Origin of the sequence: Collinsella sp. i06-0019-1H4 (genome assembly GCF_042849575.1) — a bacterium.
Lineage (GTDB): Bacteria > Actinomycetota > Coriobacteriia > Coriobacteriales > Coriobacteriaceae > Collinsella.
Window position 1 is genome coordinate 811,605 of sequence record NZ_BAABYB010000001.1, and the last position, 26,506, is coordinate 838,110.

Annotated in this window: 26 protein-coding genes; 22 read left to right on the forward strand and 4 right to left on the reverse strand. The window is 58.0% G+C overall.

Annotated elements, in window-relative coordinates:
• Positions 1 to 127: 127 nt before the first annotated feature.
• The 6 genes from ACGHEN_RS03440 (at position 128) to ACGHEN_RS03465 (ending at position 6,714) form a co-directional block, all read left to right on the forward strand.
• Positions 128 to 1,318, forward strand: coding sequence for an aldo/keto reductase (locus ACGHEN_RS03440; protein WP_390397307.1), 1,191 nt, complete (start codon positions 128 to 130; stop codon positions 1,316 to 1,318).
• 90 nt (positions 1,319 to 1,408) lie between these two features.
• Positions 1,409 to 2,428: a Gfo/Idh/MocA family protein gene (locus ACGHEN_RS03445; protein WP_233504637.1), complete on the forward strand. Its 1,020-nt coding sequence runs from the start codon at positions 1,409 to 1,411 to the stop codon at positions 2,426 to 2,428.
• A 166-nt stretch (positions 2,429 to 2,594) separates the two neighbouring features.
• Complete coding sequence (locus tag ACGHEN_RS03450; RefSeq protein WP_390397309.1) at positions 2,595 to 3,461, forward strand: deoxyribonuclease IV; 867 nt, start codon at positions 2,595 to 2,597, stop codon at positions 3,459 to 3,461.
• Between the two features lie 147 nt (positions 3,462 to 3,608).
• The gene (locus ACGHEN_RS03455; protein ID WP_035138867.1) at positions 3,609 to 4,469 is read left to right on the forward strand and encodes an ABC transporter substrate-binding protein; all 861 of its coding nucleotides are present in this window, start codon (positions 3,609 to 3,611) and stop codon (positions 4,467 to 4,469) included.
• 118 nt (positions 4,470 to 4,587) lie between these two features.
• Complete coding sequence (locus ACGHEN_RS03460; protein WP_390397311.1) at positions 4,588 to 5,949, forward strand: amino acid ABC transporter permease; 1,362 nt, start codon at positions 4,588 to 4,590, stop codon at positions 5,947 to 5,949.
• A gap of 12 nt (positions 5,950 to 5,961) precedes the next feature.
• Complete coding sequence (locus tag ACGHEN_RS03465; protein ID WP_117770154.1) at positions 5,962 to 6,714, forward strand: amino acid ABC transporter ATP-binding protein; 753 nt, start codon at positions 5,962 to 5,964, stop codon at positions 6,712 to 6,714.
• Between the two features lie 115 nt (positions 6,715 to 6,829).
• Here the strand turns inward: ACGHEN_RS03465 and ACGHEN_RS03470 are convergent, their stop codons facing one another.
• Both ACGHEN_RS03470 and ACGHEN_RS03475 read right to left on the reverse strand, forming a co-directional pair.
• Entirely contained in the window at positions 6,830 to 7,249 is a 420-nt protein-coding gene (locus ACGHEN_RS03470; protein WP_117770153.1) for a flavodoxin, read from the reverse strand.
• A gap of 46 nt (positions 7,250 to 7,295) precedes the next feature.
• Positions 7,296 to 8,000 carry a DUF3793 family protein gene (locus ACGHEN_RS03475; protein ID WP_158556916.1) on the reverse strand — a complete coding sequence of 235 codons (705 nt, stop codon included), beginning with the start codon at positions 7,998 to 8,000 and terminating at the stop codon, positions 7,296 to 7,298.
• A 175-nt stretch (positions 8,001 to 8,175) separates the two neighbouring features.
• On the opposite strand from ACGHEN_RS03475, the gene ACGHEN_RS03480 reads away from it, so the two are divergent.
• The gene (locus ACGHEN_RS03480) at positions 8,176 to 8,559 is read left to right on the forward strand and encodes a heavy-metal-associated domain-containing protein (RefSeq protein ID WP_117770151.1); all 384 of its coding nucleotides are present in this window, start codon (positions 8,176 to 8,178) and stop codon (positions 8,557 to 8,559) included.
• A gap of 26 nt (positions 8,560 to 8,585) precedes the next feature.
• On the opposite strand, the gene ACGHEN_RS03485 is transcribed toward ACGHEN_RS03480, so the two are convergent.
• Together ACGHEN_RS03485 and ACGHEN_RS03490 are read right to left on the reverse strand one after the other, a co-directional pair.
• Complete coding sequence (locus ACGHEN_RS03485) at positions 8,586 to 9,011, reverse strand: hypothetical protein (RefSeq protein ID WP_390397314.1); 426 nt, start codon at positions 9,009 to 9,011, stop codon at positions 8,586 to 8,588.
• The gene (locus ACGHEN_RS03490) at positions 9,004 to 10,509 is read right to left on the reverse strand and encodes a DNA repair protein (RefSeq protein ID WP_117770149.1); all 1,506 of its coding nucleotides are present in this window, start codon (positions 10,507 to 10,509) and stop codon (positions 9,004 to 9,006) included. The genes ACGHEN_RS03485 and ACGHEN_RS03490 overlap by 8 nt, the downstream gene beginning before the upstream one ends.
• A gap of 258 nt (positions 10,510 to 10,767) precedes the next feature.
• Between ACGHEN_RS03490 and ACGHEN_RS03495 the strand changes: the two genes are divergently transcribed.
• From ACGHEN_RS03495 to ACGHEN_RS03565, 15 genes are all read left to right on the forward strand, one after another.
• Positions 10,768 to 11,271, forward strand: a complete 504-nt coding sequence (locus tag ACGHEN_RS03495) for an iron-containing alcohol dehydrogenase (protein WP_271748641.1) — start codon at positions 10,768 to 10,770, stop codon at positions 11,269 to 11,271.
• A gap of 199 nt (positions 11,272 to 11,470) precedes the next feature.
• The gene (gene pgi / locus ACGHEN_RS03500; RefSeq protein ID WP_390397317.1) at positions 11,471 to 13,165 is read left to right on the forward strand and encodes a glucose-6-phosphate isomerase; all 1,695 of its coding nucleotides are present in this window, start codon (positions 11,471 to 11,473) and stop codon (positions 13,163 to 13,165) included.
• Between the two features lie 182 nt (positions 13,166 to 13,347).
• On the forward strand, positions 13,348 to 14,190 hold the full coding sequence (locus tag ACGHEN_RS03505) for a Cof-type HAD-IIB family hydrolase (protein ID WP_390397319.1): 843 nt from the start codon (positions 13,348 to 13,350) through the stop codon (positions 14,188 to 14,190).
• Positions 14,191 to 14,253: 63 nt separating this feature from the next.
• Positions 14,254 to 14,913 carry an HAD family hydrolase gene (locus ACGHEN_RS03510; protein WP_390397320.1) on the forward strand — a complete coding sequence of 220 codons (660 nt, stop codon included), beginning with the start codon at positions 14,254 to 14,256 and terminating at the stop codon, positions 14,911 to 14,913.
• A gap of 150 nt (positions 14,914 to 15,063) precedes the next feature.
• The gene (locus ACGHEN_RS03515; RefSeq protein ID WP_161194586.1) at positions 15,064 to 15,807 is read left to right on the forward strand and encodes a GntR family transcriptional regulator; all 744 of its coding nucleotides are present in this window, start codon (positions 15,064 to 15,066) and stop codon (positions 15,805 to 15,807) included.
• 218 nt (positions 15,808 to 16,025) lie between these two features.
• Entirely contained in the window at positions 16,026 to 17,489 is a 1,464-nt protein-coding gene (locus ACGHEN_RS03520) for a YfcC family protein (RefSeq protein ID WP_117716559.1), read from the forward strand.
• Between the two features lie 9 nt (positions 17,490 to 17,498).
• Positions 17,499 to 19,082 carry an amidohydrolase gene (locus ACGHEN_RS03525; protein ID WP_390397323.1) on the forward strand — a complete coding sequence of 528 codons (1,584 nt, stop codon included), beginning with the start codon at positions 17,499 to 17,501 and terminating at the stop codon, positions 19,080 to 19,082.
• Position 19,083: 1 nt separating this feature from the next.
• Positions 19,084 to 19,935, forward strand: coding sequence for a sugar phosphate isomerase/epimerase (locus tag ACGHEN_RS03530; RefSeq protein WP_117629752.1), 852 nt, complete (start codon positions 19,084 to 19,086; stop codon positions 19,933 to 19,935).
• A 62-nt stretch (positions 19,936 to 19,997) separates the two neighbouring features.
• Positions 19,998 to 20,966 (forward strand): SIS domain-containing protein, encoded by a 969-nt coding sequence (locus tag ACGHEN_RS03535; protein WP_390397325.1) that lies wholly within the window; start codon positions 19,998 to 20,000, stop codon positions 20,964 to 20,966.
• A gap of 13 nt (positions 20,967 to 20,979) precedes the next feature.
• On the forward strand, positions 20,980 to 21,843 hold the full coding sequence (locus ACGHEN_RS03540) for a PfkB family carbohydrate kinase (protein ID WP_390397327.1): 864 nt from the start codon (positions 20,980 to 20,982) through the stop codon (positions 21,841 to 21,843).
• Between the two features lie 121 nt (positions 21,844 to 21,964).
• The gene (gene frlD, locus ACGHEN_RS03545) at positions 21,965 to 22,765 is read left to right on the forward strand and encodes a fructoselysine 6-kinase (protein WP_390397328.1); all 801 of its coding nucleotides are present in this window, start codon (positions 21,965 to 21,967) and stop codon (positions 22,763 to 22,765) included.
• Positions 22,766 to 22,792: 27 nt separating this feature from the next.
• Positions 22,793 to 23,653: an amidohydrolase family protein gene (locus ACGHEN_RS03550; protein ID WP_233540712.1), complete on the forward strand. Its 861-nt coding sequence runs from the start codon at positions 22,793 to 22,795 to the stop codon at positions 23,651 to 23,653.
• Positions 23,654 to 23,655: 2 nt separating this feature from the next.
• Positions 23,656 to 24,084: a secondary thiamine-phosphate synthase enzyme YjbQ gene (locus ACGHEN_RS03555; RefSeq protein ID WP_117735290.1), complete on the forward strand. Its 429-nt coding sequence runs from the start codon at positions 23,656 to 23,658 to the stop codon at positions 24,082 to 24,084.
• A gap of 33 nt (positions 24,085 to 24,117) precedes the next feature.
• Positions 24,118 to 24,927, forward strand: a complete 810-nt coding sequence (locus ACGHEN_RS03560; protein ID WP_118267279.1) for a BtpA/SgcQ family protein — start codon at positions 24,118 to 24,120, stop codon at positions 24,925 to 24,927.
• A gap of 6 nt (positions 24,928 to 24,933) precedes the next feature.
• Positions 24,934 to 26,451: an FGGY-family carbohydrate kinase gene (locus ACGHEN_RS03565; RefSeq protein ID WP_390397330.1), complete on the forward strand. Its 1,518-nt coding sequence runs from the start codon at positions 24,934 to 24,936 to the stop codon at positions 26,449 to 26,451.
• Positions 26,452 to 26,506: the final 55 nt, after the last annotated feature.

Below are 26,506 nucleotides of genomic sequence, written 5' to 3' on the forward strand. Positions count from 1 at the left end.
AAGCGGTGTCGTGACGGCTCGATTTCTGCTACGTTACGATACATTCTCGATTGCGATTCCACGATGTTTCGGCTGCGTGACCATTGTGTTTCGCCTTGCCGGGGCGCTGATGGCGAAGGGAGGGTCTGTGCAATACCGCGTTGACCCCAAAAGTGGTAACCGAATATCCTCTCTGGGTCTGGGCTGCATGAGATTTCCCGGTGCGCCGGGGCACCCCGATGCGAAGACGGCCGATGCCATCATTTCCCGTGCGGTGGAGCAGGGGATTAATTATCTGGACACCGCCTATCTCTATCCCGGTAACGAGGCGTGCGTGGGCGCCTCGCTTGGGCGCCTGGAGCTGCGTGACCGGGTGTTGCTGGCGACAAAGTTGCCGCACGCTTCGTGCAAATGTGCGGAGGATTTCGACCGCTTTTTTGACGAGCAGCTGCACCGTTTGCGGACCGACCATATCGACTACTACCTTATGCACAACATCACCTCGCCCGCCCAGTGGGAGCGCGTGGTGGCGTTGGGCATCGAGGACTGGATTGCGCACCAAAAGGCTGCGGGGCGTATTCGCCAGATAGGTTTTTCGTACCACGGCAGTGCGGCGGACTTCCTCACGATGCTTGACGCGTATGACTGGGATTTTTGCCAGATCCAGTACAACTACGCTGGAGAGCGATATCAGGCGGGAACGGCGGGGCTCATGGAGGCTGCGGATCGCGGGCTCGCGGTGTTTGTGATGGAGCCGCTGTTGGGCGGGCGTTTGGCGGGCAAGCTGCCGCCGCGGGCCCGCGCCGTGCTCGATGGCGCCTATGACCCGCGCCTGCGCACTCCTGCCGCCTGGGGGCTTTCGTGGGTGTGGAACCATCCTCAGGTCACGATGCTGCTTTCGGGCATGACCGATACCGCGCAAGTGGATGAGAACGCGGCGCTGGCCGACCGAGCCCTGCCGGATTCGATGACGGGCGCTCAGCTCGATACCATTGCGCGCGTGCTGACGGAATTTGAAAAATCGAATCGCGTGCCTTGTACGGGATGCGGCTACTGCATGCCGTGTCCCAAAGGCATCAATATCCCTGGGTGTTTTGCCGCCTACAATGCAAGCTATGCGCACAGCTGGTTTACGGGTCTATCGCAGTATTTTACGGCGAGCGCGGTGCGGACGAGCGAGCCCAAGTTGGTGAGCAACTGCGTTAAATGCGGCAAATGCGCGCGTCACTGCCCGCAACACATCGATATTCCCGAGCGTCTCGACGATGTGCGCCGACGTTTCCAACCTGGCCCCGTAACGGCCGCGCTTAAAGCCTTCCGCATAGCGCGCTCCTCATGACCCTTTTATAACTTGCGGTGGAATAGTTCCTGTTTGCGGCAGAATAAGGGCCAAACAGGAACTATTTCACCGCAACTGAAGGGGGCTGTCGTGGGTCATCGGGATTCATGTGATGATTTGCGTGAGGTTTGTTGGGGCGTTTTGGGCGCTGGACACATTTCGCATCGATTTGCATCGTCGCTCAAGGAGGTGGACGGGGCACGGCTTGTGGCTGCCGCCGGCCGCACTCCTTCGCATGTTGAGGAGTTTTGCAGGGCGTTTTCGATTGATGCCGCGCACAGTTATGCCACGGCTGACGATAGCGGCGATGTGGCTTATGATGCGCTGATTGCCGACCCCGATGTCGACGCAATCTACTTGGCTCTTCCACATGGCATGCATGCGCATTGGGTCTGTCGGGCACTGCGCGCGGGAAAGGCCGTGCTGTGCGAAAAGCCGGCCGTTTTGAGTGAGGAAGAGGCTCTCTCGATTGCCTCCACCTCTCGTGAGCGCGGCGTGCTGTTTATGGAGGCGATGAAGAATCGGTTTTGCCCGATGCGCACTCGCGTGAAGGACTTGCTTGCGTCGGGTGAGCTTGGCCGTATTGTCTCGATTGAAAGCGTGCAAAAGCTCGATTACGGCGAGCCTCCTTCGGGCTATCTGCTTGATTCGTTGCAGGGCGGCTGTCTATATGACATGGGCTGCTATGCGGTCGGTTGGTTTGAGGATTTGCTCGCGGGCGCGTGCGAGGTTTCATCCCGTGAAGTTCGCTGGCGTGATGTATCAGGCGGCCGCGTCGATTGGGCCGACGAGATCCGTATGAGCGTCGGCGGTATACCCATTCATATGGTGTGCGACGGCAAAGCAACATATGAAAGCCGCTTAACGATTGTCTGTGAGCGAGGCTCGTTGGAAATCGAGCGTCTCCATCGCCCCGAGCTCGCCCATGTGAAGTATTCCGACGGTCGAACGCTCGAAATAAATGCCCCGTTTGAGATCGATGATTTCTACGGCGAAATCCAGCATGCGACCCAGCTCATCCGGGCGGGGAAACTCGAGAGCCCCGTCATGCCCCTTGCCGCCACGCAGCGCTGTGCACACATCATCGATGCGATTCGTCTAGCCCTCTAGGACTTGGCGCTGACACGTAGGGGATCATGACGCCGGCGCCCGTGGTGCCTGGCGGCCCACATCTCTGATGCCCCTTTTATAACTTGCGGTGGAATACGGTCTGTTTGCGCCAAAATAGGGCACCAATAGACCGTATTTCACCGCAACTGATGAGGGGGAGCTGGAGATGCTGACAATCGGATGTCATCTTTCGACGACGAAGGGCTATCGGGCAATGGGGGAGACGGCGTTGTCCATTGGCGCCAATACCTTTGCGTTCTTTACGCGCAACCCGCGCGGTGGCAAGGCAAAAGACCTTGACATGGATGACGTGGCGGCCCTGTGCGAGCTTATGGAGCAAAACGACTTTGGCCCGCTCGTGGCTCATGCCCCGTATACCTATAACCCCTGCTCCGCTAAGGAGCGGGCGCGCGAGTTTGCCCTGGAGGCCATGGCCGAGGACCTGCGGCGCATGGAGGCGCTGCCCGGCAACTACTACAACTTCCATCCCGGTGCGCATGTGGGGCAGGGCTCCGACGCCGGCATTCAGATGATCGTCAACACCCTGTGCCAGGTGATGTTTGAGGGCCAGCAGACGACGGTGCTGCTCGAGACCATGGCGGGCAAGGGTACCGAGGTGGGCCGTAGCTTTGAAGAGCTGGCGCGCATTATCGAGGGTGCTGCCGCCAGGCGTCCAGAGCTATCGGACAAGCTGGGCGTGTGTCTGGACACCTGCCATGTGAGCGATGCCGGCTACGACATCATCCATGATCTGGACGGCGTACTCGACGAGTTCGACCGCGTGGTGGGTATCGACCGCTTGCGTGCCGTACACATCAACGATTCGAAGAACCCCTGTGGCGCCCATAAAGATCGTCACGAGTGCATCGGCAAGGGATACCTTGGCAGCGAGGAATTTGGTGGCGGTATGCAGGTTATACAGAATATTGTATCGAATGGCCGTTTGCGTTCGCTGCCGTTTATTTTGGAGACTCCGAACGAACTTGCAGGTTATGCGGCTGAAATCAAACTGTTAAGGTCATTGCAGCAGTAAAGGCTGCCATAAACTGGAGTGCTACATTCACGTTATGGGTTTGTTTCAATCAGTTTTCTAATTGCAGACTCTTCCAAGCGGGTGCATAATAACCCTCAGTTTTTGCAGACCTCTGAATCAAACGAGGTCACCGGAAGGAGACTGATTATGAAGCTCAAGAAGCTTGGCGCATTTGCCGCCACGGGTGCCATGGCGCTCGCCCTCGCACTGACGGGCTGCGGCTCGTCCAACGCCACCTCTGGTTCTGATGCCGGTTCCAGCAGCTCTGACGACGCTAAGGTCGAGAAGGTCGACGGCTCCAAGGAGTACGCGCTCGTCAAGGATGGTACGCTCACCGTCGGCACCTCTGCCGAGTACGCTCCGTTTGAGTACAAGGATGACAACGGCGATTATCAGGGCTTTGACCTTGAGCTCATCAAGGCCATCGGCGACAAGCTGGGCCTGGATGTCGAGTATGTCAACAATGACTTTGACACGCTGGTTCCGGGTGTCGCTTCGGGCGCCAAGTATGACGTTTCCATTGCGGCTATCACCGACACGCCCGAGCGTGAGAAGGAAGTCACTTTCTCTGATTCCTACTACATGGACGATCAGGCTATCGTGACCAAGGTCGATAACACCGACATCACGGCCGACAACTACAGCGAGAAGCTCAACAACGCCGATGCTACCATCATCGTCCAGTCTGGCTCGACCGCCGAGTCCTTTGCCCAGGAGAACTTCCCCAAGGCCAAGATTGTCCCCTACAAGGACGCCACCGAGTGCTTCAGCGCCCTGCAGTCCGATAAGGGCGACGCCGTAGTCACCAACCGCTCCGTTGCCAGCCAGCTGACCGCCGAGCAGTTCAACACCTGCCAGACCATCAAGCAGATCAGCACCGGCGAGGAGTACGCCATCGCCATCAACCAGGGCAACACCAAGCTCAAGGACGACATCAACCAGGCCATCAAGGACCTGACCGATGACGGTACCGTTGACGCCCTCATGGCTAAGTACAACATCAAGTAAAATAGCTACTTGATTGCTCGCGGGCCCTTTCCGCTTTGGCGGAGAGGGCCTTTGCGCTTCTCTTGACGGAGAGCATTTCCGTCTCGTTTTGCCGACAACTTCTACGATAGGAGCCACCTTGTCTCGACTGAACAAAGGGGCTGCGGAGCAGCGTTTTCCACTGCCCGCCTTGCTCCAAAAGCTAGTCTGCGTCATGGCCGTGGCGCTCGCGCTGGTGTGTGTGGGGACATATGCGCCCACGACCGCCCAGGCGCTTGAGACCGCAAAGATTACCGCTCGACCCAACACCGGTTCGGGCAGCGCTGTGGTCGGCGGTACCGAGACGCGCATTACCTGGGAGGTCCAGGCCGATGCCGATGAGGAGCTGAGCGGTCTTTCGCTGACGTTTGTCGACGGCACGACGTTTGGTACCGATGACACGCGATTGACGATGCTCTCGGGCGAGGACCTCATGGATCGTACGCCCATGAAGCCCACGTGCAAGGCTGACGGCCAGACGCTCAAGATTGATTTTGGCGAGACGGCGCCTGCCGGCGGCTTTTTCCGTGTCGAGGTTTACGGCGTGAGCTTCCCCGTCGAGGGCGGCGATGAGGCCTTTAGCGGCACCTGTACGCTCGCTGACGGGTCGACCAAGAAGATCTCCAAGATTCCGTCGGTGGAGATCAAGGGCGTGACGGCCTTCGATAACTTCTTGGCCGATCTTAAGGAGCAGCCGTGGGTCGAGGCTTGGAACTCCAATATGTTCCTGCGCCTGTTCTTAAACCCGGTCATTTTGGTCCAGAGCCTGCCGATCGTCTTCAAGGGCTTCCTTATGTCGCTTTCGATCGTGCTTGTGGCGTTTCCGCTGGCAATTCCCTTTGGCTTTGCCTTGTCGCTCATGCGCATCTCCAAGTCGCGCATCCTGCGTTGCCTTGCCGGCATCTATGTGAATATCATCCGCGGTACGCCGGCGTTCCTGCAGATCTATATCGCGTTCTTCGGTCTGCCGTTGGCCGGCGTCAAGGTGGACGACTATGTCTTGGGCGTTATCGTCATGGCCATGAACTCGTCTGCGTACCTATGCGAGATCTTCCGTGCCGGTATTCAATCGATCCCCAAGGGCCAAAACGAGGCTGCGCGTTCGCTGGGCATGAACGCGTTCCAGACGCTGCTCTATGTCATGATTCCGCAGACGTTCCGCAATGTTTTGCCTACGCTGACCAGCGAGTTTATCTTGCTTTACAAGGATACGTCGCTGCTTGCCGCCGTGGGTGTGGTCGAGATCGTCATGAACGCCCGTACCATCGTGGCCACGACGGGCTCCATTACACCGTACGTGGTTGCCGCCCTGTTCTATCTGGTCATCACCCTGCCGCTCGCTCGCTTGGTGAGTGGTCTTGAGGCGAGGCTTTTGGGCACGGCCGAGACCAAGAAGAAGCGTCCCGCCAAGAGCGCCGGACAGGTTGTCGCGACGCCCGCCGATCACATCGCCGGTCTGTAAGGAGGTCCTATCATGAGCGAAACCAATAACTCGAACGAGGTCGTCGTCAGCATCAAGAACCTCCAGAAGGCCTTTGGCGACAACGTGGTCCTGCGCGATATCGATCTGGATGTGCACAAGGGTGAGGTCGTTGTGGTCTTGGGCCCCTCGGGCTCGGGCAAGTCGACGATGCTTCGCTGCATCAATCGTCTGGAGCATCCCACGAGCGGCTCGATTATCGTCGAGGGTGTGGACGTGTGCGCCAAGGGCGTCGACCTTAACAAGGTGCGCACGCATCTGGGTATGGTGTTCCAGCAGTTCAATTTGTTCCCGCACCTCTCAGTCAAAAAGAACGTCATGCTCGCGCAGCAGAAGGTGCTCAAGCGCAGCAAGGAAGAGGCCGAGAAGATTGCCGTCGAGGAGCTGACCAAGGTCGGTCTTGCCGAGCGTATCGACTTTATGCCGAGCCAGCTCTCGGGCGGCCAGCAGCAGCGCGTTGCCATCGCCCGCGCCCTGTCGATGAACCCGCACGTCATGCTCTTTGACGAGGCCACCTCGGCGCTCGACCCTGAGCTCGTGCGCGACGTCCTGGGCGTCATGCGCGACCTGGCGCACGACGGTATGACCATGATCGTCGTGACGCACGAGATGGGCTTTGCCCGCGATGTCGCCGACCGCGTCGTCTTTATGGACGGCGGCGTCATTGTGGAAGAGGGTACGCCGAGCGAGGTCTTCGACCACCCCAAGAGCGAGCGCACCAAGGCGTTCTTGGGCAATATCTCGTAGCCGGTTGATGTAACTGCCGTTACAAAAGAGCGGGGCTGGACTTGAATCCAGCCCCGCTCTTTTGTAGGGATGGGGATGCGCTTTGATGCAGGCTCTCTTGGAGGCCCTGGGTTCGTTACGCGAGCTCGGCTCCGAGGGCCTTGCAAGCGGTCTCGCCCTCGTCGTCGGGCGCGTCGTAGCAGATGGTGGAGTCCACGACGTTGACGCCGGCCTCGTCGGCGTCGGCCTTCCAGTTGTCCATCCACTCGCCCTCGGCCCACGAATAGGAGCCAAAGAGGACGACCTTCTTGTCGCCGAGAGTCTCCTTGACCTCATCCCACATCGGCTGGAACTCATCGTACTCGAGTTCCTCGGAGCCCATGGCTGGGCAGCCGAAGGCGAAGGCATCATATTCGGCGGCCTTGTCGGCAGAGAAGTCGGCGCAGGGGATGACCTCAGTCTCGGCGCCCACGGACGTGGCGCCTTCGGCGACGAGGTTTGCCATGGCCTCGGTGTTGCCCGTGCCGCTCCAGTAGACGACGGCGATCTTGCTCATATGTTTTCCTTTCGGTTGTGCGGCGTGTGGCCGCGTTTTGTATGCTCTATCGGGTTGCCTGGACAAGTTGTCCCAGGGTGCAGCCCTGTTGATAGATGTAGGTAAGGTATTGCGTGCATGCGCGATAGGAATCGAAGGTCGTGAGCGCCTGCTCAACGTTTGTGTATACCTTCCAGGCGCCAAAGACCTTATAGTTTTCGCCGTGCTGGACGATAAACTGATGGACATCTTCGTAGGGATAGCCCAAAAAATAGCCAATTTCGTGGGGGAACTCGCACATGCACCCCGTATCGCAGTGCCTATTTCGCGCGAGTGCGCAGACACTGCCGTCATAGGCGCTTTCTGCGGCATTGCTGCTTGCCAGCGTGATGCGCGCGGCGAGATGCACCAGGGATGCGAGCAGGTTGTGGACATCGTAGCCTTCGGCGACAAGCGCCGTCGCGGCGCGGGGATCGGAGAGATATCGCATAAGGTCCGCAGGGCGGTACACATAGATGAGCGCTCCGCAGGGGCGCCAGACCAAAACGCTCATATGGATCCCGAGCGGCTGGAGCTCGCGGTTGCATTGGGCTATGACGGCGAGCAGACGAGAGCGTCGCTCTTCGATTTTAGCGACGCCGGGTTTTCCGTTTTGGTTGGCGTAAACGCCGGGATAGGTAAAGAGCGAAGCCGGCTTGATACCTGCGAGCGTAGGGGAGCAGTTGCGCACGACAGCCGTTTGGTATGTTGGGATGTCAATGGTTCGAGTCACGTTGCCCCTTTCGAGCACTCACTTGTTAGCCTAGGAAAACCTATATACGAAAGTAAGCCTTGGTCAACAAAAAAGTTTGAATAGGGAAACTAATTGACAGAACCGACATGATTTTGGGTTAAGATGGGGACACCCCATGGGGGTATCTAGATAGGGCTACTTGAAAGGGGAACGCATGAGCGACTTGCTCAATCCTGCGAATCTCATCGTGCTGGCCGTCATTGCCGTCGGCATGTTTTTTGGACTGCGTCGCATTGCCGCTTCGACACACGGGAAGAGTTGTTGCAGCGATGGTACGAGCGGCAAGAAAACCAAAAAGGTTGTTGTGGTGGATACCGATGCATCGCACTATCCCTATAGCGATGAGCTGCTCATCGGCGGCATGAGCTGTGACGGCTGCGCTCAGAACGTGGCTAATGCCCTGAATGCGCTGGATGGCGTGTGGGCAACGGTGACGTATGCGGATCACACGGCACGTGTGCGCTCTAAACAGCCGGTTGATCGTGGTGTCCTCGAGACGGCCGTGAAAGACGCGGGCTACTACGTCATGACGCTGTAAGCGCCGCCCTGGATGCGCTTCCTTGGCTAGGCTCGTCCGCGCAGTTCGATGTCTTGGATGTCGTCGAAGTCGATGGCGATGTCTTTGAGCTTGAGGAGCTTGAAGGCAGGGAGTACCTCGTCGAGGATGCCGGTGCGGGAGCGATAGCCGTACGTATCGTAATAGGTGACACGAACCAAGTCGCCACGTTTGAGACCCTCGAGCTTTTTAGAAAGTACGAGGGCTTTTTCTTCCGTGAGCTCACGTTTTGGCTCGACGGTGATTTCCTGCTTGCGCACGAGTTCGTAGTATCCCGTGAGGGCGGCAAAGGGCATAAACTGTGCGGCGCGGTTGGCGCGCACGGCACCGTTGGCAGTGAGCTTTGGGTCGGCGGAGCGACGTCTTCCCTCGGGGTCTGCTAGGCGTTCAAAAGGTGTCGGTGGCCGCATCGGCTGTTGTTGGGACTTAGGCACGGTGCCCTCCAACTTGGTCGTTGCGTTCGCGCGCGGTGGCGCCGGCGGTAAAGCTTAATCCCTTGACGAGCGCGTTTTTGCCGTACTTGCCTTTCACGGCCAGGACGGCGCGCGCCAGGTCGCGCTCGCGCTCATCGGCCTCGATATCGCTGAACAGATCGATGGTGGCAAATTCCTCGGGCATGAGGTTGCCAAATCCCAGATTGATACGCTTGACCGGTCGCTTGGGGTCGACCGTTTGTGCCCAAAGGTCATCGAAATACCCCATGATCTTCTTAAACGAATTGGTGCGCTCGGGCAGCTTGCGCGAGGCGTTGGAGTGCGCAAAGAGTGAGGCATAGCCGCCACGCGGTTTGCCGCCATGCTCTCCCACAAAGATGCCATCGATTGCCTGCGCTTCGCGTACCAGGCGGCGCCTTTCGTCATCGCACTGGACGGGCTTGGGAGCACGGGGCGCGAGCTCGGGGCCGGCGGTTGCGGTGGGTTCGATACTCGATGTGCTCGAGCGCAGGTGGCCGCATCCGTCCACATATTGCGCTGTACCGCTGGCGTCGAGGCGGCGTATGTCAGCGCGCTCGCTCGCGTAGCCCACAAAGAGCGAGATGCTGTCGCAGACCACGTGCTTATCGACCAAGTCCAACACGGCACTGTCGACCATCTCGCGCAAGACGGTGTAGGCTTGCTCGTAGGCATAGCCCTTCGAGAGCACCTGTCCTGTGGTGGTCGAGGTCGCTTGCGGGCGATAGGCTTGGATATCGGCGATGGTTGTCGGCTCGCGCCCAAAGGCGTGGTCGATGAGATATTCGGCATTGACGCCGAGCTCGTCGTAGAGCAGGTTTTCGTCGAGTGCGGCGACGCCCATCAGGTCGTAGACGCCATACTTTTCGAGTCGGGCTGCCACACCGGGGCCGATGCCCCAGATGTCGGTGATGGGGCGATGGGGCCAGATCTCCTTGCGAAAGGTCTCGTCGTCGAGTTTGCCGATGCGACTGGGTACGTGCTTGGCGGTGACGTCGAGCGCCACCTTGGCCTGGAATAGGTTGGGGCCGATGCCGACCGTCGCCGTGATGCCGGTGCGCGCCAAGACCTCGTCGCGCAGCGTGCAGGCGAGCCCTTCCGCATCTGTGTGATAGAGGTCCAGATAGGGCGTCACGTCGATAAAGCACTCATCGATGGAGTAGACGTGCACGTCCTGGGGGCTGACGTATTCCAGATAGATACCGTAGATTTTCGCCGACACCTCCATGTAGTGCTGCATGCGCGGTACGGCCGTGATGTAGTCGATGCCATCGGGAATCTCAAATAGGCGGCAGCGATTGTGAATTCCTAAGTCCTTCATGGCCTGCGTGATGGCGAGGCAGATGGTCGTGCGCCCGCGCGATTCGTCGGCAACGACTAGGTTGGTGGTGAGCGGATCGAGCCCACGGTCGACGCACTCGACGCTGGCATAAAATGTCTTGAGGTCGATGCAGATATAGGTGTGCTGCTCGTGCGCCATCCGTGTCCTATCATCAAACACATGTTCTTATCGAATATCTGTTCGATAATACCCTCTCATCCGGACATCGTCAAAACCTGTCAAAAAGGGACTGGTTTGTTTTGGTAGGTATGGTCGTGCGGTTGGATCGGGTTTTAACGCAGCTCTAAAGAGTGCGAAACAGCTCGGAAAACCTTGCTTCGTAGCATGAGCCTAACGATTGATACCGCCTATGCGCACGGAAGGGTTGTGGGAAAGATGGTCAATTATGGGTTTGGTATGCCGACACGCCTTGTTGCGGATGGGGACGTGGCTCGCTGGTGCGGACGATTGGTCGCTCACTACGGTGGCACCAAGGCGCTGGTCGTGCTGGGCGGAGACAAGCATACGCGTGATGAGCTCGTCTCGGCGGCGCTCGGCTCGCTTGATCGAGCTCTGCTCGAGCGCGTGCTTTTTCGCTGCGGCTCGGTTGAGGGTGACGGGGGAGACGAACTGATCGACGAAGCCGTGGCCCTGGCGACCGACGAAGGCGTGGACTTTGTCCTGGCGATCGGCGATGCCGATACTGCCGGCTTTGCGCGCGAACTCGCGCGTCGCATGGCCGTGCTCGATGCCGGCGAAGACGGTTTTGTCCCTTATGGATGTATTGTCTCGGAGGGCAAGGTGCCTGCCGTCGCGGGAGCCGGCGAGGTTCCCGTTTTTGCCATTATCGCTCCCGAATTGCTTGAGGGCATTGGGTCTCCTCTGCGCGAGTTGCTCGGCAGCGTGTGTGCCGCGGCCTAATATTTGGCATAAAAAGACGGGTTATTTTTGATTGGTAAAGCGTTTGACCTGCCAAAATAAACCTGTCCCTATTTGGTCGGTTGCCGTTTGGGGGCCGATTGGCAACGCTCGCTGATTATAGTCTTGACCTGCGCTAGAATAGTGGCATCTGAATGTCCGGGCGCATGGAGGCGTGCGCCCGTATGCTGAGGAGGACTCTATGGCAACTGTTGCCGCACCTATCGATGCTACGTCGACTGCCGCTTGGAAGGCACTCGAGGCCCATCAGGAGAAGCTCGAGGCCGAAGGTATCGACCTCAAGGCCTGGTTCGCTGCTGACGCCGACCGCGTGAACAAGCTGAGCTTTGACGCCGGTGACCTGCACTTCGATCTGTCGAAGAACCTGGTGACCGATGAGACCGTCAAGCTGCTGTGCGATCTTGCTCGCGAGGTGAAGCTCGAGGAGCGCCGCGACGCCATGTTCTCTGGCGAGCACATCAACACCACCGAGGACCGCGCTGTCCTGCACACCGCGCTGCGCCGCCCGGCAAGCGAGAAGGGCCAGCTCATCGTCGACGGCCAGGACGTCGTCGCCGACGTGCACGAGGTCCTCGATCGCATGTATGCCTTCGCCGAGCGCGTGCGCTCCGGTGAGTGGAAGGGCGTTACCGGCAAGAAGATCGAGCACCTGGTGTCCATCGGCATCGGCGGCTCCGATCTGGGCCCGGTCATGGCCTACGAGGCCCTGCGTCCCTACGCCGACGCCGGTATTGACTGCCGCTACATCTCCAACATCGACCCCAACGATCAGGCAGAGAAGCTCAAGGGCCTCGATCCCGAGACCACGCTCGTGATTATCGTCTCCAAGACCTTCACCACGCTCGAGACCCTCACCAACGCCCGCGAGGTCAAGACTTGGATGCTCGAGCAGCTCAAGGCTCAGGGCGCCATCGACGGCTCCGATGAGCAGAACGCCGAGGCCGTGGCAAAGCACTTCGTCGCCGTTTCCACCGCACTCGAGAAGGTTGAGGCCTTCGGTATCGACCCCGCCAACGCCTTCGGCTTCTGGAACTGGGTCGGCGGCCGCTATTCCGTCGACTCCGCCGTGGGCCTGTCGCTGATCGTCGTGCTCGGTCCCGAGCGCTTCCAGCAGTTCCTTGAGGGCTTCCACGCCATCGACGAGTACTTCTGCAACACGCCGCTCGAGAACAATGCCGTCGCGCTGATGGGCCTGCTCAACGTCTGGTACGTCAACTTCTTCGGTTCCAAGAGCCACGCCGTGCTGCCGTACTGCCAGTACCTGCATCGTTTCCCGGCCTACCTGCAGCAGCTCACCATGGAGTCCAACGGCAAGCATGTCCGCTGGGACGGCAGCGCCGTGACCTCCGACACCGGTGAGATCTTCTGGGGCGAGCCCGGCACCAACGGCCAGCATGCCTTCTACCAGCTGCTGCACCAGGGCACTGTGGTGGTTCCGGCCGATTTCATCGCCTTCGCCAATACCGCCAACCCCGCAACCGACAGCGGTCAGGATGTCCACGAGCTGTTCCTGGGCAACTTCCTGGCCCAGACCAAGGCGCTCGCCTTTGGTAAGACGGCCGACGAGGTTCGTGCCGAGGGCACGCCCGAGCAGATCGTCCCGGCTCGCTGCTTTGAGGGCAACCGTCCGACGACCTCGATCTTCGGCGACACGCTGACCCCGTTCGCGCTCGGCGAGCTCATCGCCTTGTACGAGCACATCACGTTTGTCGAGGGCACGGTCTGGGGCATCGACTCCTACGATCAGTGGGGCGTCGAGCTGGGCAAGCAGCTTGCCAAGCAGATTACCCCGGCCTTCCACGACAACGCCGCCAAGGCCGAGCAGGACGCTTCGACCCAGGCGCTCATCGAGTTCTACCGCGCTCACCGCAAGTAGTCACTGCGAAAACTAACGTATGATCGATTAGGGTCCGCATCCGCTGGGATGCGGACCCTTTGCTATTGGCCATTTGTCCGCAGCCGTCCGGTGTGTTTTGCATTCGTCCTTAATTGTTCCGTATGAGGGACGCTCGCCTCGGATATGATGATGCGCGATAAAAACGATGCGAGGAGGCGCATATGGCAATTAAGGCCATCGCAATGGATATCGACGGTACGCTCACCAACGACCAGAAGGTGATCAGCCCGCGTACGCGCGAGAAGCTGCTCGCGGCACAGGAGTCGGGCATTAAGCTCATCTTGGCTTCGGGCCGTCCCGCATGGGGGCTGCACGCCTTGGCGCAGGAGCTCGACCTTCAAAACCATGACGGTCTGTTAGTTGCCTTTAATGGCGCGCATGTGGTCGACGCTCAGACCGATGAGGTCCTTTTTGACCAAGCCATGCCGGCTGACGAGCTGCACCGTCTGATTGATCATCTGCGCAATTTTGACGTGATCCCTATGATTTCGCTCGGTCGCGATTTGCACGTCGAGGACTCGTACCATTGCATGATCACGCTGCCTGACGGCTCGCAGAAAAACATCGTCAAATACGAGCGCGATGCCTGCGATCTTAAGATCCGCGAGGTCGAGAGCTTGCATGAGGTCGTGGACACTTATCCCGTGGACAAGCTGCTGACGGCGGGTGATCCGACCTACCTGCAGGCGCATTACGAGGAGATGTATGCGCCCTTTACCCAGACGCTTTCGGGCATGTTTACGGCCGACTGGTACTTTGAGTACACGGCGCCCGGTATCGACAAAGCCCGTGCGCTCGAGGGTGCCCTGCCCAAGCTCGGTATCGATGCCAGCGAGGTCGTCTCGTTTGGCGACGGCCAGAACGACAAGTCTATGATCGAGTGGGCCGGCACCGGCGTCGCCATGGGTAACGCCGTCGATGAAGTCAAAGCCGTGGCCCAGATAGTGACTGCCAACAACAACGAAGACGGTATCGCGGTAGCACTTGACCAGCTGCTGGGTTAGAATCGCCGATAGTGCATGGTTCGGGCGCCTGCTTGCGGGCGCCCTTTTGTTAGGGAGGGTGCCGTGTCCGCATTTCCGTTCGACGCCGTTATCTTTGACATGGACGGTGTCATTGTCGATACCGAGTATTACTACCTGGGCGAGACTGCCGCGTTTGCTAAGGAGCTTGGGCTTAACCTGACTCAAGAGGAGTTGAATGGGCAAGTCGGTACCTCGCATCAGTTCTTCCTGCATATGCTGGTCGATTGGTTTGAGCGCGCCGGTAAGGGGCATTTCACTGGCGAGGAAGCGTTGGCCCGTTGGGACGAGTGGGCGCATAAGCGTCCGCGCGACTATCAGGCTTTGATTAACCCAGGCGCTGTGGATACGATTCGAGAGCTGCCGCGCCGTGGCGTTCGCGTGGCGCTTGCCAGCTCGTCTCCCATGGATAGCATCGAGGAAGTGCTCAACGCGTGCGGGCTGTCGGATGCCTTTGAGTATGTGGTGAGCGGCGAGCAGTTTAAGGAGAGTAAGCCCGAGCCCGACATCTACCTGCATGCGCTGGACCTGCTGGGGCTGCCCGCGAATCGCTGCTGCTGCCTTGAGGATTCGGTGCCTGGCATCACTGCCGGCAAGCGAGCCGGCCTGACGGTCATTGCCAAGCGCGAGGAGCGCTTCGGCTTTAGCCAGGACGCCGCGGACAAGATTATCGATCAGCTGCCGGACCTGCTGGAACTCGCGTAAGAGCGCGTTAGTTGCGCGTTTTTCGGGTCCGATGAGTAAATACCCGACATTTTGGTGCGACACCTAGCATACTTTAAGCTAATGCGGGCTTAAGGACTTGTTGAATGCCCTTAAGCCCGTTTTAGACGTAATTGCGCTGGGAGAGGGTATATGCCACCGACTGAAGGGCTAACTGACGGTAAAGCAGCGATACCGCTGTACCAACAGGTCATTGATATCATTAAAAACGAAATCAACTCCGGTGCCTACAAGGCAGGTGCGCGGATACCCAACGAATTCGAATTGGCTGAGAGCTATAAAGTTGGCCGCGTTACCGTGCGACGCGCTATTGAGGAGCTCGTCCAACAGGGCTATCTAACGAAGCGACAGGGGAAAGGCACGTTTGTCAATGCCCCCAAGCTCAAGCGCAAGATTCGCCAGAAGGATGACGTCCAGAGTTTTTCGGACGCATGCCGCGCTAACGGAATGGAACCGGGGGCGTGTGTCATTTCGAGAAAGATACTGCCGGCGGATTCCACCGAAGCACAGTTCTTTGGTGTTCCCGTTGGAACTGACTTGATTTGCGTTGAGCGCGTGCGTACTGCCGATGGCGTCCCTGTCATGCTTGAGAACAACATATACGTTTACGAGGACAACGCCTATCTATCAACGGCGCCTCTATCTAACCAATCCATTTTTGAGTTCGTGCGCAACCGGACGGGGCGGACGCCTGCGTTTACCGACCCGTGCACGCTCGAGATCGCGTGCGCATCGCCCGAGGTCGCTCGGTTGCTGGCGGTTCCCGTTGGCGAACCCTTGTTTTATATGGAAGCCTTCTTTTTCGATGAGCAGCGGCGGCCGTTTATCATCGGTCGTCAGCGGATCGTTGGGTCTCGCTACGTTTTTGACATCTAGGACATTGCGAATGGAGACGCCCGGTGGATCATCTCACCGGGCGTTTCCATACCGTTCACGGCGCAAACGCAACCGTTCAACCGCGTTGCGGCAATCAGTTTGAAATTATCTTGATGACGAGAAAAGCTGCTGGTAATCTATAGAACGTCATAGAACGTTTGCCTTGTGCAAACGTTGAAGCGAGATGCGATGCAGTCTCGAGTTCTTTGGAGGTATCTATGTCAGATACGAAGGCGAAGAAGACAAACAGACGTTTTAAGTTCAAATTACCGCATGTCTATACGATCATGTTCTTGCTGATCGTTGTCTTTGCGGTCCTGACTTGGATCGTTCCCTCTGGTCAGTATCAGCGCAAGACGATTTCGACAGCGGCGGGCGAGCGTGAAGTCGCCGTTGCTGGAACCTATGAACAGGTCGATAAGAACTACACCGATTCCGAGACCGGCGAGACCATCAATCTGGGTCAGGATATCTTCGCGGTCCTGCAAGCGCCCACTAAGGGCATCCAAGAGGCTGCCGACGTCGTTGCGTTCGTCTTATTGATTGGCGGATCGTTCGCAATCATCACCAAGACCAACGCTTTGAATGCCGGCATGAGCCGTGTGATTAAAAAGCTCAAGAACAAGGACATCCTCATCATTCCCATCACGATGACGTTGCTGTCCATTTGCGGCACTACGTTTGGTATGTCTGAGGAAGCCCTGCCGTTCTATGCCATCTTCATTCCCATCATGATGGGTATCGGTTATGACTCGATGACGGCATTCATCATCTGCTTCCTTGGTCCTAACCTGGGATATTGTGCTTCGACCATCGACCCGTTTAATGTTTTGATCGCCCAAGGCATCATTGGCATCGAGGGCAATCCGCAACTGTGGCTGCGCGCCGTTTCTTGGGTCATCTTCACTGCCGTCGGTATCGCATGGGCTATGCGCTACGCCATGCGCGTCAAGAAAAACCCCGAGTCGTCCATTACGTACGAGGACGATAAGCTCAAGCGTATCGAGTTTTCCGTGACCGATGCCTCCATCGAGGAAGAGTTCACTACCCGTCAGAAGCTCGTGCTTATCGATTTTGCTTGCGGTATGGGCATTATCGTCTGGGGTCTTGTTACCCAGGGTTGGTACATGAATGAGATTTCCGCCGTGTTCCTTGGCATGGGCTTGCTTGCCGGTATCCTGGGCGGTCTTGACCAGCAGACGATTGCTGAGGAGTTCGTTAAAGGTCTCGCCGACTTTGCGTACGCCGCCATCGTTATCGGTATCGCTCGCGGTATTCTGGTCATCGCCGAGGGCGGCATGATCATTGACACCATCCTCCAGGCGCTCGCTACTGCGCTCGCCGGTGCACCCGCCGCCGTCTACACCACGTTTATGTATATCGTCCTTGGCCTGCTCTCTTTGCTGGTTCCCTCGAGTTCTGGCCTGGCGGCACTCACCATGCCCGTTATGGGCCCCCTGACCGAGCTCATGGGCCTCAATCCCGAGGCGGCCGTTACCGCGCTCCAGTTTGCCAACCAGACCATCAACACCATCAGTCCCGTGGCGGGCATGACGGTTGCCGGCCTTGGCGTGGCTAAGATTTCGTTTGGCCAATGGTGGAAGACCATTTGGAAGTTCTTCATCTTCATGGTCGTCTTTGGCCTGATCGTAACGGCAATTTCTGGCATGCTTCCGGCGTAGGTGGTTGTGATGTCTGATCGTTTGACGGTCCTGACGTCTAAGAGCGTCTTTACCGGTACGGGGGACCTGCCGTTTGAAGGTTTCGTAGCGGTCCGTGGCAATCGAATTGAGGCTGTTGGCACCAAGTGTGAGCTAGCTTCGTATTTGACCCAGGCGGACGAGGTAGTTGACCTGGGCGACCGCACCGTCATGCCTGGCCTGATCGATGTGCATACCTTCTATACAGGCTGGGCGCTGCGGACGTTGGGGCCTGATCTGTCCGGCATCGCTGATGCCAAAGAGGCCGTGTCGCTCTTGCGTGCATGGAAAGAAGATCATCCGGATTGCGCGGCGGCTTTTGGCCACAACCTACCCGAAACGTTGGCATCGGATGCCGAGAACGCAAATACGGCGGCTGTGTTTGACGATTGTTTTGGCGATATCCCTGTCGTCTGCTTTACGCCGGGTGCGGAGACCTGCGTTCTCAATGCTGCCGCCAGTGCGCGATACGGCTTCACGCCCCAGGCGTGCTATGCCGAGAAGATCTGGCGCATGATGAGCGATTTCCTCGCGCTGCCCGAGGTACGTGCGGGGTATTCGGACTACATGAGCATGCTTAACGAGCGCGGCGTTACCGCCATCAAGGAGATGGCGTTTGATGACTACTACGGTTTTGCCGACGAAATGGCTCGCCGTGAGGAATCTGGTGAGCTGACGGTTCGCGTCTCTATGATGTCGCAGCCGGTGGGTGCCGGTGCAAATCTGTCGTATGCTCGCGAGGCACGAGAGCGCTTTCGGGGACCGTTCGTTCGTTTTTCTGGCTTCAACCGTATGACCGATCGCGGCGTATGGGCGGGGCTTGCCGAGATGATTGACCCCTATGAGGACACGGCCGATGCGGGAGCTGCCGGCAAGACGGTTGTCGAGGAGCCCGAGTGGGATCTGATTGAGAACGAGCTGCGTGCAATTGATGCTGACGGCTTCCGATATTCTTTGCATTGCCAGGGCGATGGCGCCGTTCGTCGCACCGTGGCGCTCTATGCCTCGCTGCCTCGAGACGAGCATGGACGGTTGCTTCGCCGCCATGCGATTACCGATCTCGAGAACTCTGACCCGACCGATCTTGTCGAGTTTGGCAAGTTAGGTGGAATTTGCGAGGTCTATCCGCAGATTCTGACGCTGGACCGGCGCGAGGATTGCCTGTCGATGATGCGTCGACAAATTGGCGAGACGCGACTTTTGCACAGCTGGAATCGCCGCGGCATGGAAGATTCCGGATGCACGGTGTGCTGTGGTACGGATTTGCCACTGCTGATTCCGAGCCTGGGCGAGTCAATCTACAGCGCGTGCGGTGGATACTTCGACGATGGACTGCCCGTGAATGAGGCCAACGCGCTGACGCTTGTCGAGCTCTTGCGTGCTTGGACTGCCGGGGGCGCGTACGATTTGATGCGCGAAGACGAACTGGGTACGCTTGAGGTCGGCAAGCTTGCCGATATCTGCGTGCTCGATCGGGATGTGTTCGACATCGATTATCGCGACGCACGCGATCTTTCGGTTGATATGACGATGTCGGACGGACAAATCGTGTTCGATCGAAATAAGGAGGCATAAGATGTCTGAATCCAAACCGACGCTGCGCCGCGAACAGATTGCGGGCATGAATATCCACTACATCATGTGGTCGCTCGATTACTTCCTTGATGTGCAGCAGCGTTTGGGCTTTGAGTCCATTGAGCTGTGGTGTGCGGAGCCGCATGTGACGCTCGACCACACGGGCTACTTTGAGGCTGAGGTCCTGGCGAAAAAGGCTGCAGACCGTGGGCTTAGGTATCGTACTCTGTGCCCCGAGAATGTTGTCTATCCTTGGCAGTACTGCGCACGCAAACCGCTGCATGAACAGCGCAGCCTGGCGTACTTTAAGCACGGCATTGAGCTTGCCGAGGTACTTGGGTGCGACCGTATGTCCGTCAACTCGGGCTGGGGCGACTGGGACGAGGACCGCGAGGAAGCCTGGAAGCGCAGCCGCGAGCACTTGTCCATTCTGGCGGAGTATGCCGGTGAGCACGGTCTGGTGCTTACGATGGAAAGCCTGCGTCCCGAGGAGAGCAACCTTGTAACGACGGTTTCCGATGCGAAACGCATGATTGACGAGGTCGCGAGCCCGTACTTACAGCCCATGGTTGATACAACCGCGATGGGCGTTGCGGGCGAGACGCTCGAGGACTGGTTTGCCGCCTTTGGTGATGGGGCAATTCACGAGATGCACTTTATCGACGGTGACCCGTATGGCCATCTGGTGTGGGGCGATGGCAAGCACGATATGGACGCCTTCGTCGCCACGCTTAATGCCCATGGTTTCGATGGCATGCTGGGCCAGGAAATCACGGACGGGCGTTACTACGATGACCCGGCGGCGGCAGATGCCAAGAACATGGCCGCATTCGAGAAATATCTGATTGACTAAACCAACTATCGGCCACGCAGCCAACGTCATTGATTGCGGACTAAACAAGAAAGGAACTGGATATGAACGCACACGATCTGATCAAAGAGGCAATTGCCGAGAAGGGCAAGTTCGACAGCGTCTACTGGATTGCTTGCGGTGGCTCCATGATCGATTTGATCCCGGCTCATGAGCTTCTGCAGCGCGAGGCAACCACCTTCACTTCGTATATCTATACGGCTCGCGAGTTCGATATCATGCGTCCGCGCCGCTTGGGTGAGAAATCCCTGGTCATTGCCTGCAGCCACAGTGGCAACACCCCCGAGGTCGTCGAGGGCTGTGAGATCGCCCTTGCCGCCGGCGCTACGGTGATCGCCCAGACCGACAACGCTGGATCCAAGATTGACTCTGGCAAGTGGACCACGTGGGTCTACCCGTGGGGCGAGGGTGTGCCGCAGGCCGAGGTCCCCGCTGGCATTTCGCTGTCGCTTGCGGCAGAGCTGCTCGATCAGCAGGAGAGCTACGTCGATCTTGCCGAAATGTATGCCGGTATCGCCGAGATGGATAAGATTCTTCCCCCGGCACGCGAGAAGGTAAATGTCGAGCTGGGCGATCGTTTTGCCAAGCTTTGCCAGGAGCATGAGTTCTTCTATATTCTGGGCAGCGGTCCCAACTTTAGCCAGACCTACGGTTTCGCTATCTGCTCTCTTATGGAGATGCAGTGGCAGCACTGCAGCTACATCCACTCTGCCGAGTACTTCCATGGCCCCTTCGAGGCTACTCAGGATGGCGTTTTTTACTTCCTGCAGATGGGCTCCAGCGAGTGCCGTGCTATGGACGAGCGCGCCCTGGCGTTCCTTAAGACGCATACCGATACGCTGATGGTGCTCGATGCCAAGGAGTACGGTATGGAAGCCGTGCCGGCGAGCGTCCGTGCCTATCTGGACCCGGTGCTGTTCTACGCCATGAACTGCGAGCTGCGTGCCGCACGCGGCAAGGTGTTTGACCATGATCCCGATTTCCGTCGCTACATGGGCGTCGTCGAGTACTAGAAGGGTAAATACCATGGCATTTAACGTTAACGCGCTCGGATTTGGCGACAACGTCGTCGATCGCTACGAGCATATCCACACCATGTATCCTGGCGGCAACGCGGTGAACTTCGCCGTTTATGCCAAGAAATGCGGTGCCGCACGCTCCGCATACATGGGCATTTTTGGCAATGACGCCGCTGCCGAGCATGTCATTGCAAGCCTCGAGGATGAGGGTATCGAACTTGACAAGTGCGAGCAGATGATTGGCGAGAACGGAGCGGCTCGCGTGACCGTCGTTGACGGTGACCGTGTCTTCCTCGGCTCCAACGAGGGCGGTATCCGTGGCGATGCGCGCTATGTCCTCGATCGCTTTGACCTTTCGTACATGAAGCGGTTCGATGTGGTTCATTCGGGCAACTATTGCTTTACCGAGCGCGAGCTGCCCAAGTTGAAGGCTGCGGGCGTCACGGTCTCTTTTGACTTTTCTGACGACTCCACCGACGAGTACTACGAGCAGATTGCGCCCTACGTCGATTTTGCTTTCTTTAGTGCGGCGGATGCCGCGAGTGAGGACGAGATTCGCGAGCGTCTGGCATGGGTGAAGGGCCTAGGTCCGCGTTTTGTGTCGGCTACGGCGGGCGCCGAGGGCTGCATTGCTTACGACGGCGAGCGTTATTACCGCCAGCTGGCTAAACCGGTAACGGACATGAAGGACACCATGGGGGCGGGCGACTCGTTCCTCACCTCGTTTTTGATGTGCTATCTCGATTCCGCCAAGCGTGGTGAGGATGGCGCCGAGGCCATCGAGCGCGCGCTCGATTTTGCTGCCGGGTTTGCCTCGACCGTGTGCGGCATGGAAGGTTCTTGGGGCCACGGAGCACCAATCGTCGAATAGCTTAAGAAAGCGTACGGCGGTCTGGCTATGAGGCCTTGGACAGCCGATGCAAAACAATAAGCGAAACGCGAAAAGGGGGCTCGTTATGTGGTGGGTCCCCTTTTGAACATTGGAGAAGAGTATGGGTATTAAAGCGTGTGCGGCTGGTTTTTGCTGCGCGGACGTCTATCAAAACATCGGCGTGTTCTATCCGACTGGTAACGGCATTGACTGGGGTATCCATCTTGCACGAATGGGCGTTTCGGTATCCGCCGTGTCGGTTGTCGGCAAGGACGAGTACGGAGACAAGATGAGGGAGGCGCTGGCCGCCGAGGGGTTTGATATCTCACGCCTGCGGGTGGAGGATGGCGACACTTCGGTGATGCTCATGGCATTGAAAGACGGCGTCGATCGTGTACATCTCGAGGCAATCGATGGCGTAATGGAGACATATCGACCGAATGAAGACGACCGGGCGTTTATCCTAGAGCATGACATCATTCATACCGACCTGTTTGGCAATTGTTTGGACCTCCTGCCCGAGTGGCATGATGCGGGCAAGACGGTGGTTATGGACTTCTCGGTGTTCAGCCAGGATCCCGAATATGCCTGCGAGAATCATTTTCCCTACGTTGACTACGCATTTATGTCGTTTGAAGATGACACTCCGGAGCTGCGGGACTGGGTACGTCACGTGCAGGAATTGGGGCCGCGCGTTGCGGTTGCCACGCTTGGCGAGAAGGGAAGCATTGCCTATGACGGTGAGCGCTTCTATGAGTGCGGGATCGTACCGGCGGAGAAGGTCGTTAACACCGTGGGCGCCGGTGACTCGTATATCGCCGGGTTTACCAAGGGCGTGATCGATGGCCTTGATATTCCGGCGTGTATGAAGGCGGGCGCTGAGCTGTCGTCCCGAGTGATTGGTTCGTTTGAGCCGTACTAGGGTCAAATGCCTGGAAAGGAGTACGAAATGGTTATCGACATGTTGGTCCATCCTATGCTCTACGGCGAGATCTGTACGCCGGGTGATGAGCCTGATGGATTCGGTTTTTGGTCACGAGAATTTGGTATGGGGCATATGGGCCCCATGGATTGGGATGAGCTTCAAGTCGAGATGGACGTCTGCGATGTGCAGAAGAGCGTGCTCATGCCGCTCGATGTAACCACGGCATGCGGAGGGCACTTTGGCACCAATGACCAGATTGCCATGCTGGTTGCCGCACATCCCGATCGTCTGTGGGGATTTGCGAGCGTAGACCCGCAGGTGAGCGGTGCCGCAGACGAATTGGAGCGCGCCTTTACCGAGTTGGGGGCAAAGGGGCTTTGCCTGCATCCTGCAAAGCAGGGTTTTGCCCCCGATGATGCTGTGGCCGAGCCGCTTTACGAACTGTGCGAGCGCTATAACAAGCCGGTGGTTTTCCATGCCGGTATGTCTTGGGAGCCGGGCGCAGAGCTCTCGCGCAGTAACCCGCTTGCATTTGAGCACACAATCGCAACGCATCCAAATGTGCGTTTTAGTTTGACCCATTTTGGCTGGCCCTGGGTGCGCGAGACCGTGGCGATGCTGCTCAAGTATCCCAACTGCTATGCGGACACCTCTATCACTTACATCGATTCGCCCGAGGAGATGATGCAGCGTCTTTTCACGGTCGATATGGGGCCGCTGTGGTATGAGCGCGCGCTATCGCACCAAGTGATGTTCGCCAGCAATACGCCGCGCTTCCGTGCATTCAAACTCAAGCGGGCGCTCGATACCGTGCCCATGCGCGATGATGCGCGAGAAAGGCTCTACTGGGGTAATGCCCTGTGTTTTCTTGAAGGGGATGAGTGAACATGGTGACGCTCGAGACATTGAGCTATCTATCGACTGCTCCGGACCAGTTCATCGATATTACCGAGGACGTGCACGCTGCCATCGAACGCAGCTCGGTGACCAATGGCTTGGCGGCGATTATTTTGTCGCATACGACCTGCGGAATCGTGGTAAACGAGGGGCTGCCCTGCGTGGAGACGGATCTTATGGAGACGCTTGATCGCATCGCCCCACTCGATGCCCCCTATGCGCATGCACACTTCCTGCCGAGCTATGGAGCCACTGGTAACAACTCCTGTGGGCATATCAAGAGCATGATTTGTGGAAACAGTTGCTTCTTTCCCGTCCAAGATGGCCACATCGTGTGCGGAGGTGCCCAGAACATCTATCTTGCGGAGTTTGACGGTCCGCAGAAGCGAAAAGTGTACGTCGAGGTGCTGGGGGAGTAGCGTCCCTGCAATAACCCTATGAAGGAGCACGTTATGTCGTTTCTAACTTCGATGTTCAAGACCGAAAAGCCGGTTATCGGAATGCTGCACCTGCGTCCTCTGCCGGGCGATCCACTGTATTACCCGGGCGGAAGCGTGTCACAGGTCGTGGAAGCCGCCAAGCGCGATCTCGAAGCGTTGCAGCAGGGCGGTGTCGATGGCATTTTGATTACCAATGAGCTCTCGATGCCCTATGAGCAGCACGTTTCTCCCTCAACCCTTGCATCGATGGGCTATGTAATCGGGGCTCTATCCCATGATCTGTCGACTCCTTGGGGAGCTGAGGCAATTTACGATGGTGATGCCACAATCGAGCTGTGCGCTGCCGTCGACGCGCAGTTCACGCGCTGCAATTTTTGCGGTGCCTGGGCCGGTGATCTCGGGCTGATTAACCGAGATTTCGCTCACACCATGCGTCGCAAGGCGGCGCTGCGCTTGGACGACCTCAAGCTTTTTCACTTCATCACGAGCGAGGGGGAGGTTTATCTCAACGACCGCACGACTGCGGACATTGCCGATTCACTTCTCTTTAATTGCCTACCGGATGCGATGGTCATCGGCGGTTCGGCTGCCGGCCGCGGCGCTTCGGGCGAGCTTGCCGATGAGGTCCGCGAGCGTGTTGGCCAAGTACCTGTGGTGTGTGGCACCGGTTGTCGCGAAAATACCGTGGCTGACGTATTTGCTCACTACGATGGCGCGTTTGTCGGCACGTGCTTAAAGCGCGATGGAAAGCTGGATGCCCCGGTTGATGTTGAGCGGGTAGCTCGTTTTATGGCTGCCGCTCGCACGGCGCGAGGGGAGTAGGCACCTATGGCGTTCTATCTGGGTATTGATATTGGGACAAGTGCCTCTAAAGGCGTTTTAATCGATGATCGATGCAACATCGTTTGCCAGGCCTCTTGTGGACACGAGACGGACAACCCGCGTGATGGATGGTACCAGCATGATGCGGAGGCAGTTTGGTGGGGCGATTTTTGCCGCTTGTCGCGCGAGCTGGTGGTGCGATCGGGGGTTAATGCGGCGCAGATCGGATGCGTGGGCCTTTCCGCATTGGGTTGCGACTGCGTACCGGTCGATACCGAGTGCAACGCGCTGGCGCCCGCGATTTTATATGGAGTCGATGCACGTTCGAGGCCGCAGATTGACGAGCTTCTTTCCGAATATGGGTCAGATCGCGCGCGCGAGCTTTTCGGGCACGATCCCTGTTCGTCAGATATTGCTCCTAAGATCTTGTGGTTTAAGGAGAATATGCCCGAGGTGCACGAACGTGCCGCGAAGTTCCTGACGGCGTCATCGTTTCTGTGCGCAAAGTTGACGGGGCGTTTTACGGTGGACCGTTATTTGGCGGAGGATTTTCTTCCCCTATATGACCGCTACACTTGGAAGGTTGATGCTCGGGAATGTGCTCGTTTCTGCCGGCCTGACCAGATGGCGGAGGTAATGTCGGCTACCGATATTGCCGGGGTGATTACGCAGCGTGCGGCTGAGGCGACGGGGCTCGTGGCGGGGACACCTGTCTTGGTGGGAACGGGCGACTCTGGTGCCGAGGCCATTTCGACGGGTGTATTCCGTCCCGGCGATATGATGGTTCAGTTGGGGAGCACGGCGTATTTCATCTACTTAGCTGATCATATGGTCGATGATGCCCGCCTGTGGCCAGGAACGTTTATCATTCCCGGAACTTACGGGATCTGCGCGGGGACCAATACGGCGGGTGCACTCACATCGTGGTTGCGCCAAGAGCTGTATCGCGACGCCGTAGAGGCCGAGGGCCACGGTGGCCCCGATGCATATTCGGTTATGGCGCATGATGCCGCCGATGTGGCGCCGGGTGCCGATGGGCTCCTGTGTCTGCCGTACTTTGCGGGGGAGCGTACTCCGCTCAATGATCCCGAGGCGCGTGGCGTCTTCTTTGGCCTGACCGGAAGGCATACGCGAGCCCATATGGTTCGCGCCGCCTTGGAAGGCGTCGCGTATACCGTTGCATCCCATGTCGACATTATCGAGCGAGAGCATGGACTGCCAATTGGGCGCATTATGCTTGTCGGAGGTGGAACCAAGAATCCAGTTTGGATGCAGGCTATCGCCGACGTATGCGGGCGCGAGGTCTCGGTTGCCAAGGTTACGGTGGGCGCATGCTTCGGTGATGCCATCATGGCATCTCTCGCAGGTGGCGCCTATGCATCATGGGATGAACTCGCCCAAGTCCTTGGCGTTGCACAAACAATCGTGCCCGATATGGCTGCCCACGAGCTATATGCGTCGCGTCGTCATATCTTTGACGAATTGTATGCACGCAACCGTGATCTCATGCACGAATTGGTGTAATGCTGCCGAATTGTACTGCCTGCCAATAGGGACTGCATTGTGCGATTCGCATGTC

Excerpts from the sequence above, each read along its gene's own strand:
- ACGHEN_RS03565 (WP_390397330.1), top strand. The coding sequence starts at position 24,934 with ATGGCGTTCTATCTGGGTATTGATATTGGGACAAGTGCCTCTAAAGGC.
- ACGHEN_RS03480 (WP_117770151.1), top strand. The coding sequence starts at position 8,176 with ATGAGCGACTTGCTCAATCCTGCGAATCTCATCGTGCTGGCCGTCATT.
- ACGHEN_RS03530 (WP_117629752.1), top strand. The coding sequence starts at position 19,084 with ATGTCTGAATCCAAACCGACGCTGCGCCGCGAACAGATTGCGGGCATG.
- ACGHEN_RS03525 (WP_390397323.1), top strand. The coding sequence starts at position 17,499 with ATGTCTGATCGTTTGACGGTCCTGACGTCTAAGAGCGTCTTTACCGGT.
- ACGHEN_RS03535 (WP_390397325.1), top strand. The coding sequence starts at position 19,998 with ATGAACGCACACGATCTGATCAAAGAGGCAATTGCCGAGAAGGGCAAG.
- ACGHEN_RS03455 (WP_035138867.1), top strand. The coding sequence starts at position 3,609 with ATGAAGCTCAAGAAGCTTGGCGCATTTGCCGCCACGGGTGCCATGGCG.
- ACGHEN_RS03540 (WP_390397327.1), top strand. The coding sequence starts at position 20,980 with ATGGCATTTAACGTTAACGCGCTCGGATTTGGCGACAACGTCGTCGAT.
- ACGHEN_RS03555 (WP_117735290.1), top strand. The coding sequence starts at position 23,656 with ATGGTGACGCTCGAGACATTGAGCTATCTATCGACTGCTCCGGACCAG.
- ACGHEN_RS03470 (WP_117770153.1), bottom strand. The coding sequence starts at position 7,249 with ATGAGCAAGATCGCCGTCGTCTACTGGAGCGGCACGGGCAACACCGAG.
- ACGHEN_RS03550 (WP_233540712.1), top strand. The coding sequence starts at position 22,793 with ATGGTTATCGACATGTTGGTCCATCCTATGCTCTACGGCGAGATCTGT.
- ACGHEN_RS03490 (WP_117770149.1), bottom strand. The coding sequence starts at position 10,509 with ATGGCGCACGAGCAGCACACCTATATCTGCATCGACCTCAAGACATTT.
- ACGHEN_RS03495 (WP_271748641.1), top strand. The coding sequence starts at position 10,768 with ATGCCGACACGCCTTGTTGCGGATGGGGACGTGGCTCGCTGGTGCGGA.
- ACGHEN_RS03505 (WP_390397319.1), top strand. The coding sequence starts at position 13,348 with ATGGCAATTAAGGCCATCGCAATGGATATCGACGGTACGCTCACCAAC.
- frlD (WP_390397328.1), top strand. The coding sequence starts at position 21,965 with ATGGGTATTAAAGCGTGTGCGGCTGGTTTTTGCTGCGCGGACGTCTAT.
- pgi (WP_390397317.1), top strand. The coding sequence starts at position 11,471 with ATGGCAACTGTTGCCGCACCTATCGATGCTACGTCGACTGCCGCTTGG.
- ACGHEN_RS03515 (WP_161194586.1), top strand. The coding sequence starts at position 15,064 with ATGCCACCGACTGAAGGGCTAACTGACGGTAAAGCAGCGATACCGCTG.
- ACGHEN_RS03560 (WP_118267279.1), top strand. The coding sequence starts at position 24,118 with ATGTCGTTTCTAACTTCGATGTTCAAGACCGAAAAGCCGGTTATCGGA.
- ACGHEN_RS03520 (WP_117716559.1), top strand. The coding sequence starts at position 16,026 with ATGTCAGATACGAAGGCGAAGAAGACAAACAGACGTTTTAAGTTCAAA.
- ACGHEN_RS03450 (WP_390397309.1), top strand. The coding sequence starts at position 2,595 with ATGCTGACAATCGGATGTCATCTTTCGACGACGAAGGGCTATCGGGCA.
- ACGHEN_RS03465 (WP_117770154.1), top strand. The coding sequence starts at position 5,962 with ATGAGCGAAACCAATAACTCGAACGAGGTCGTCGTCAGCATCAAGAAC.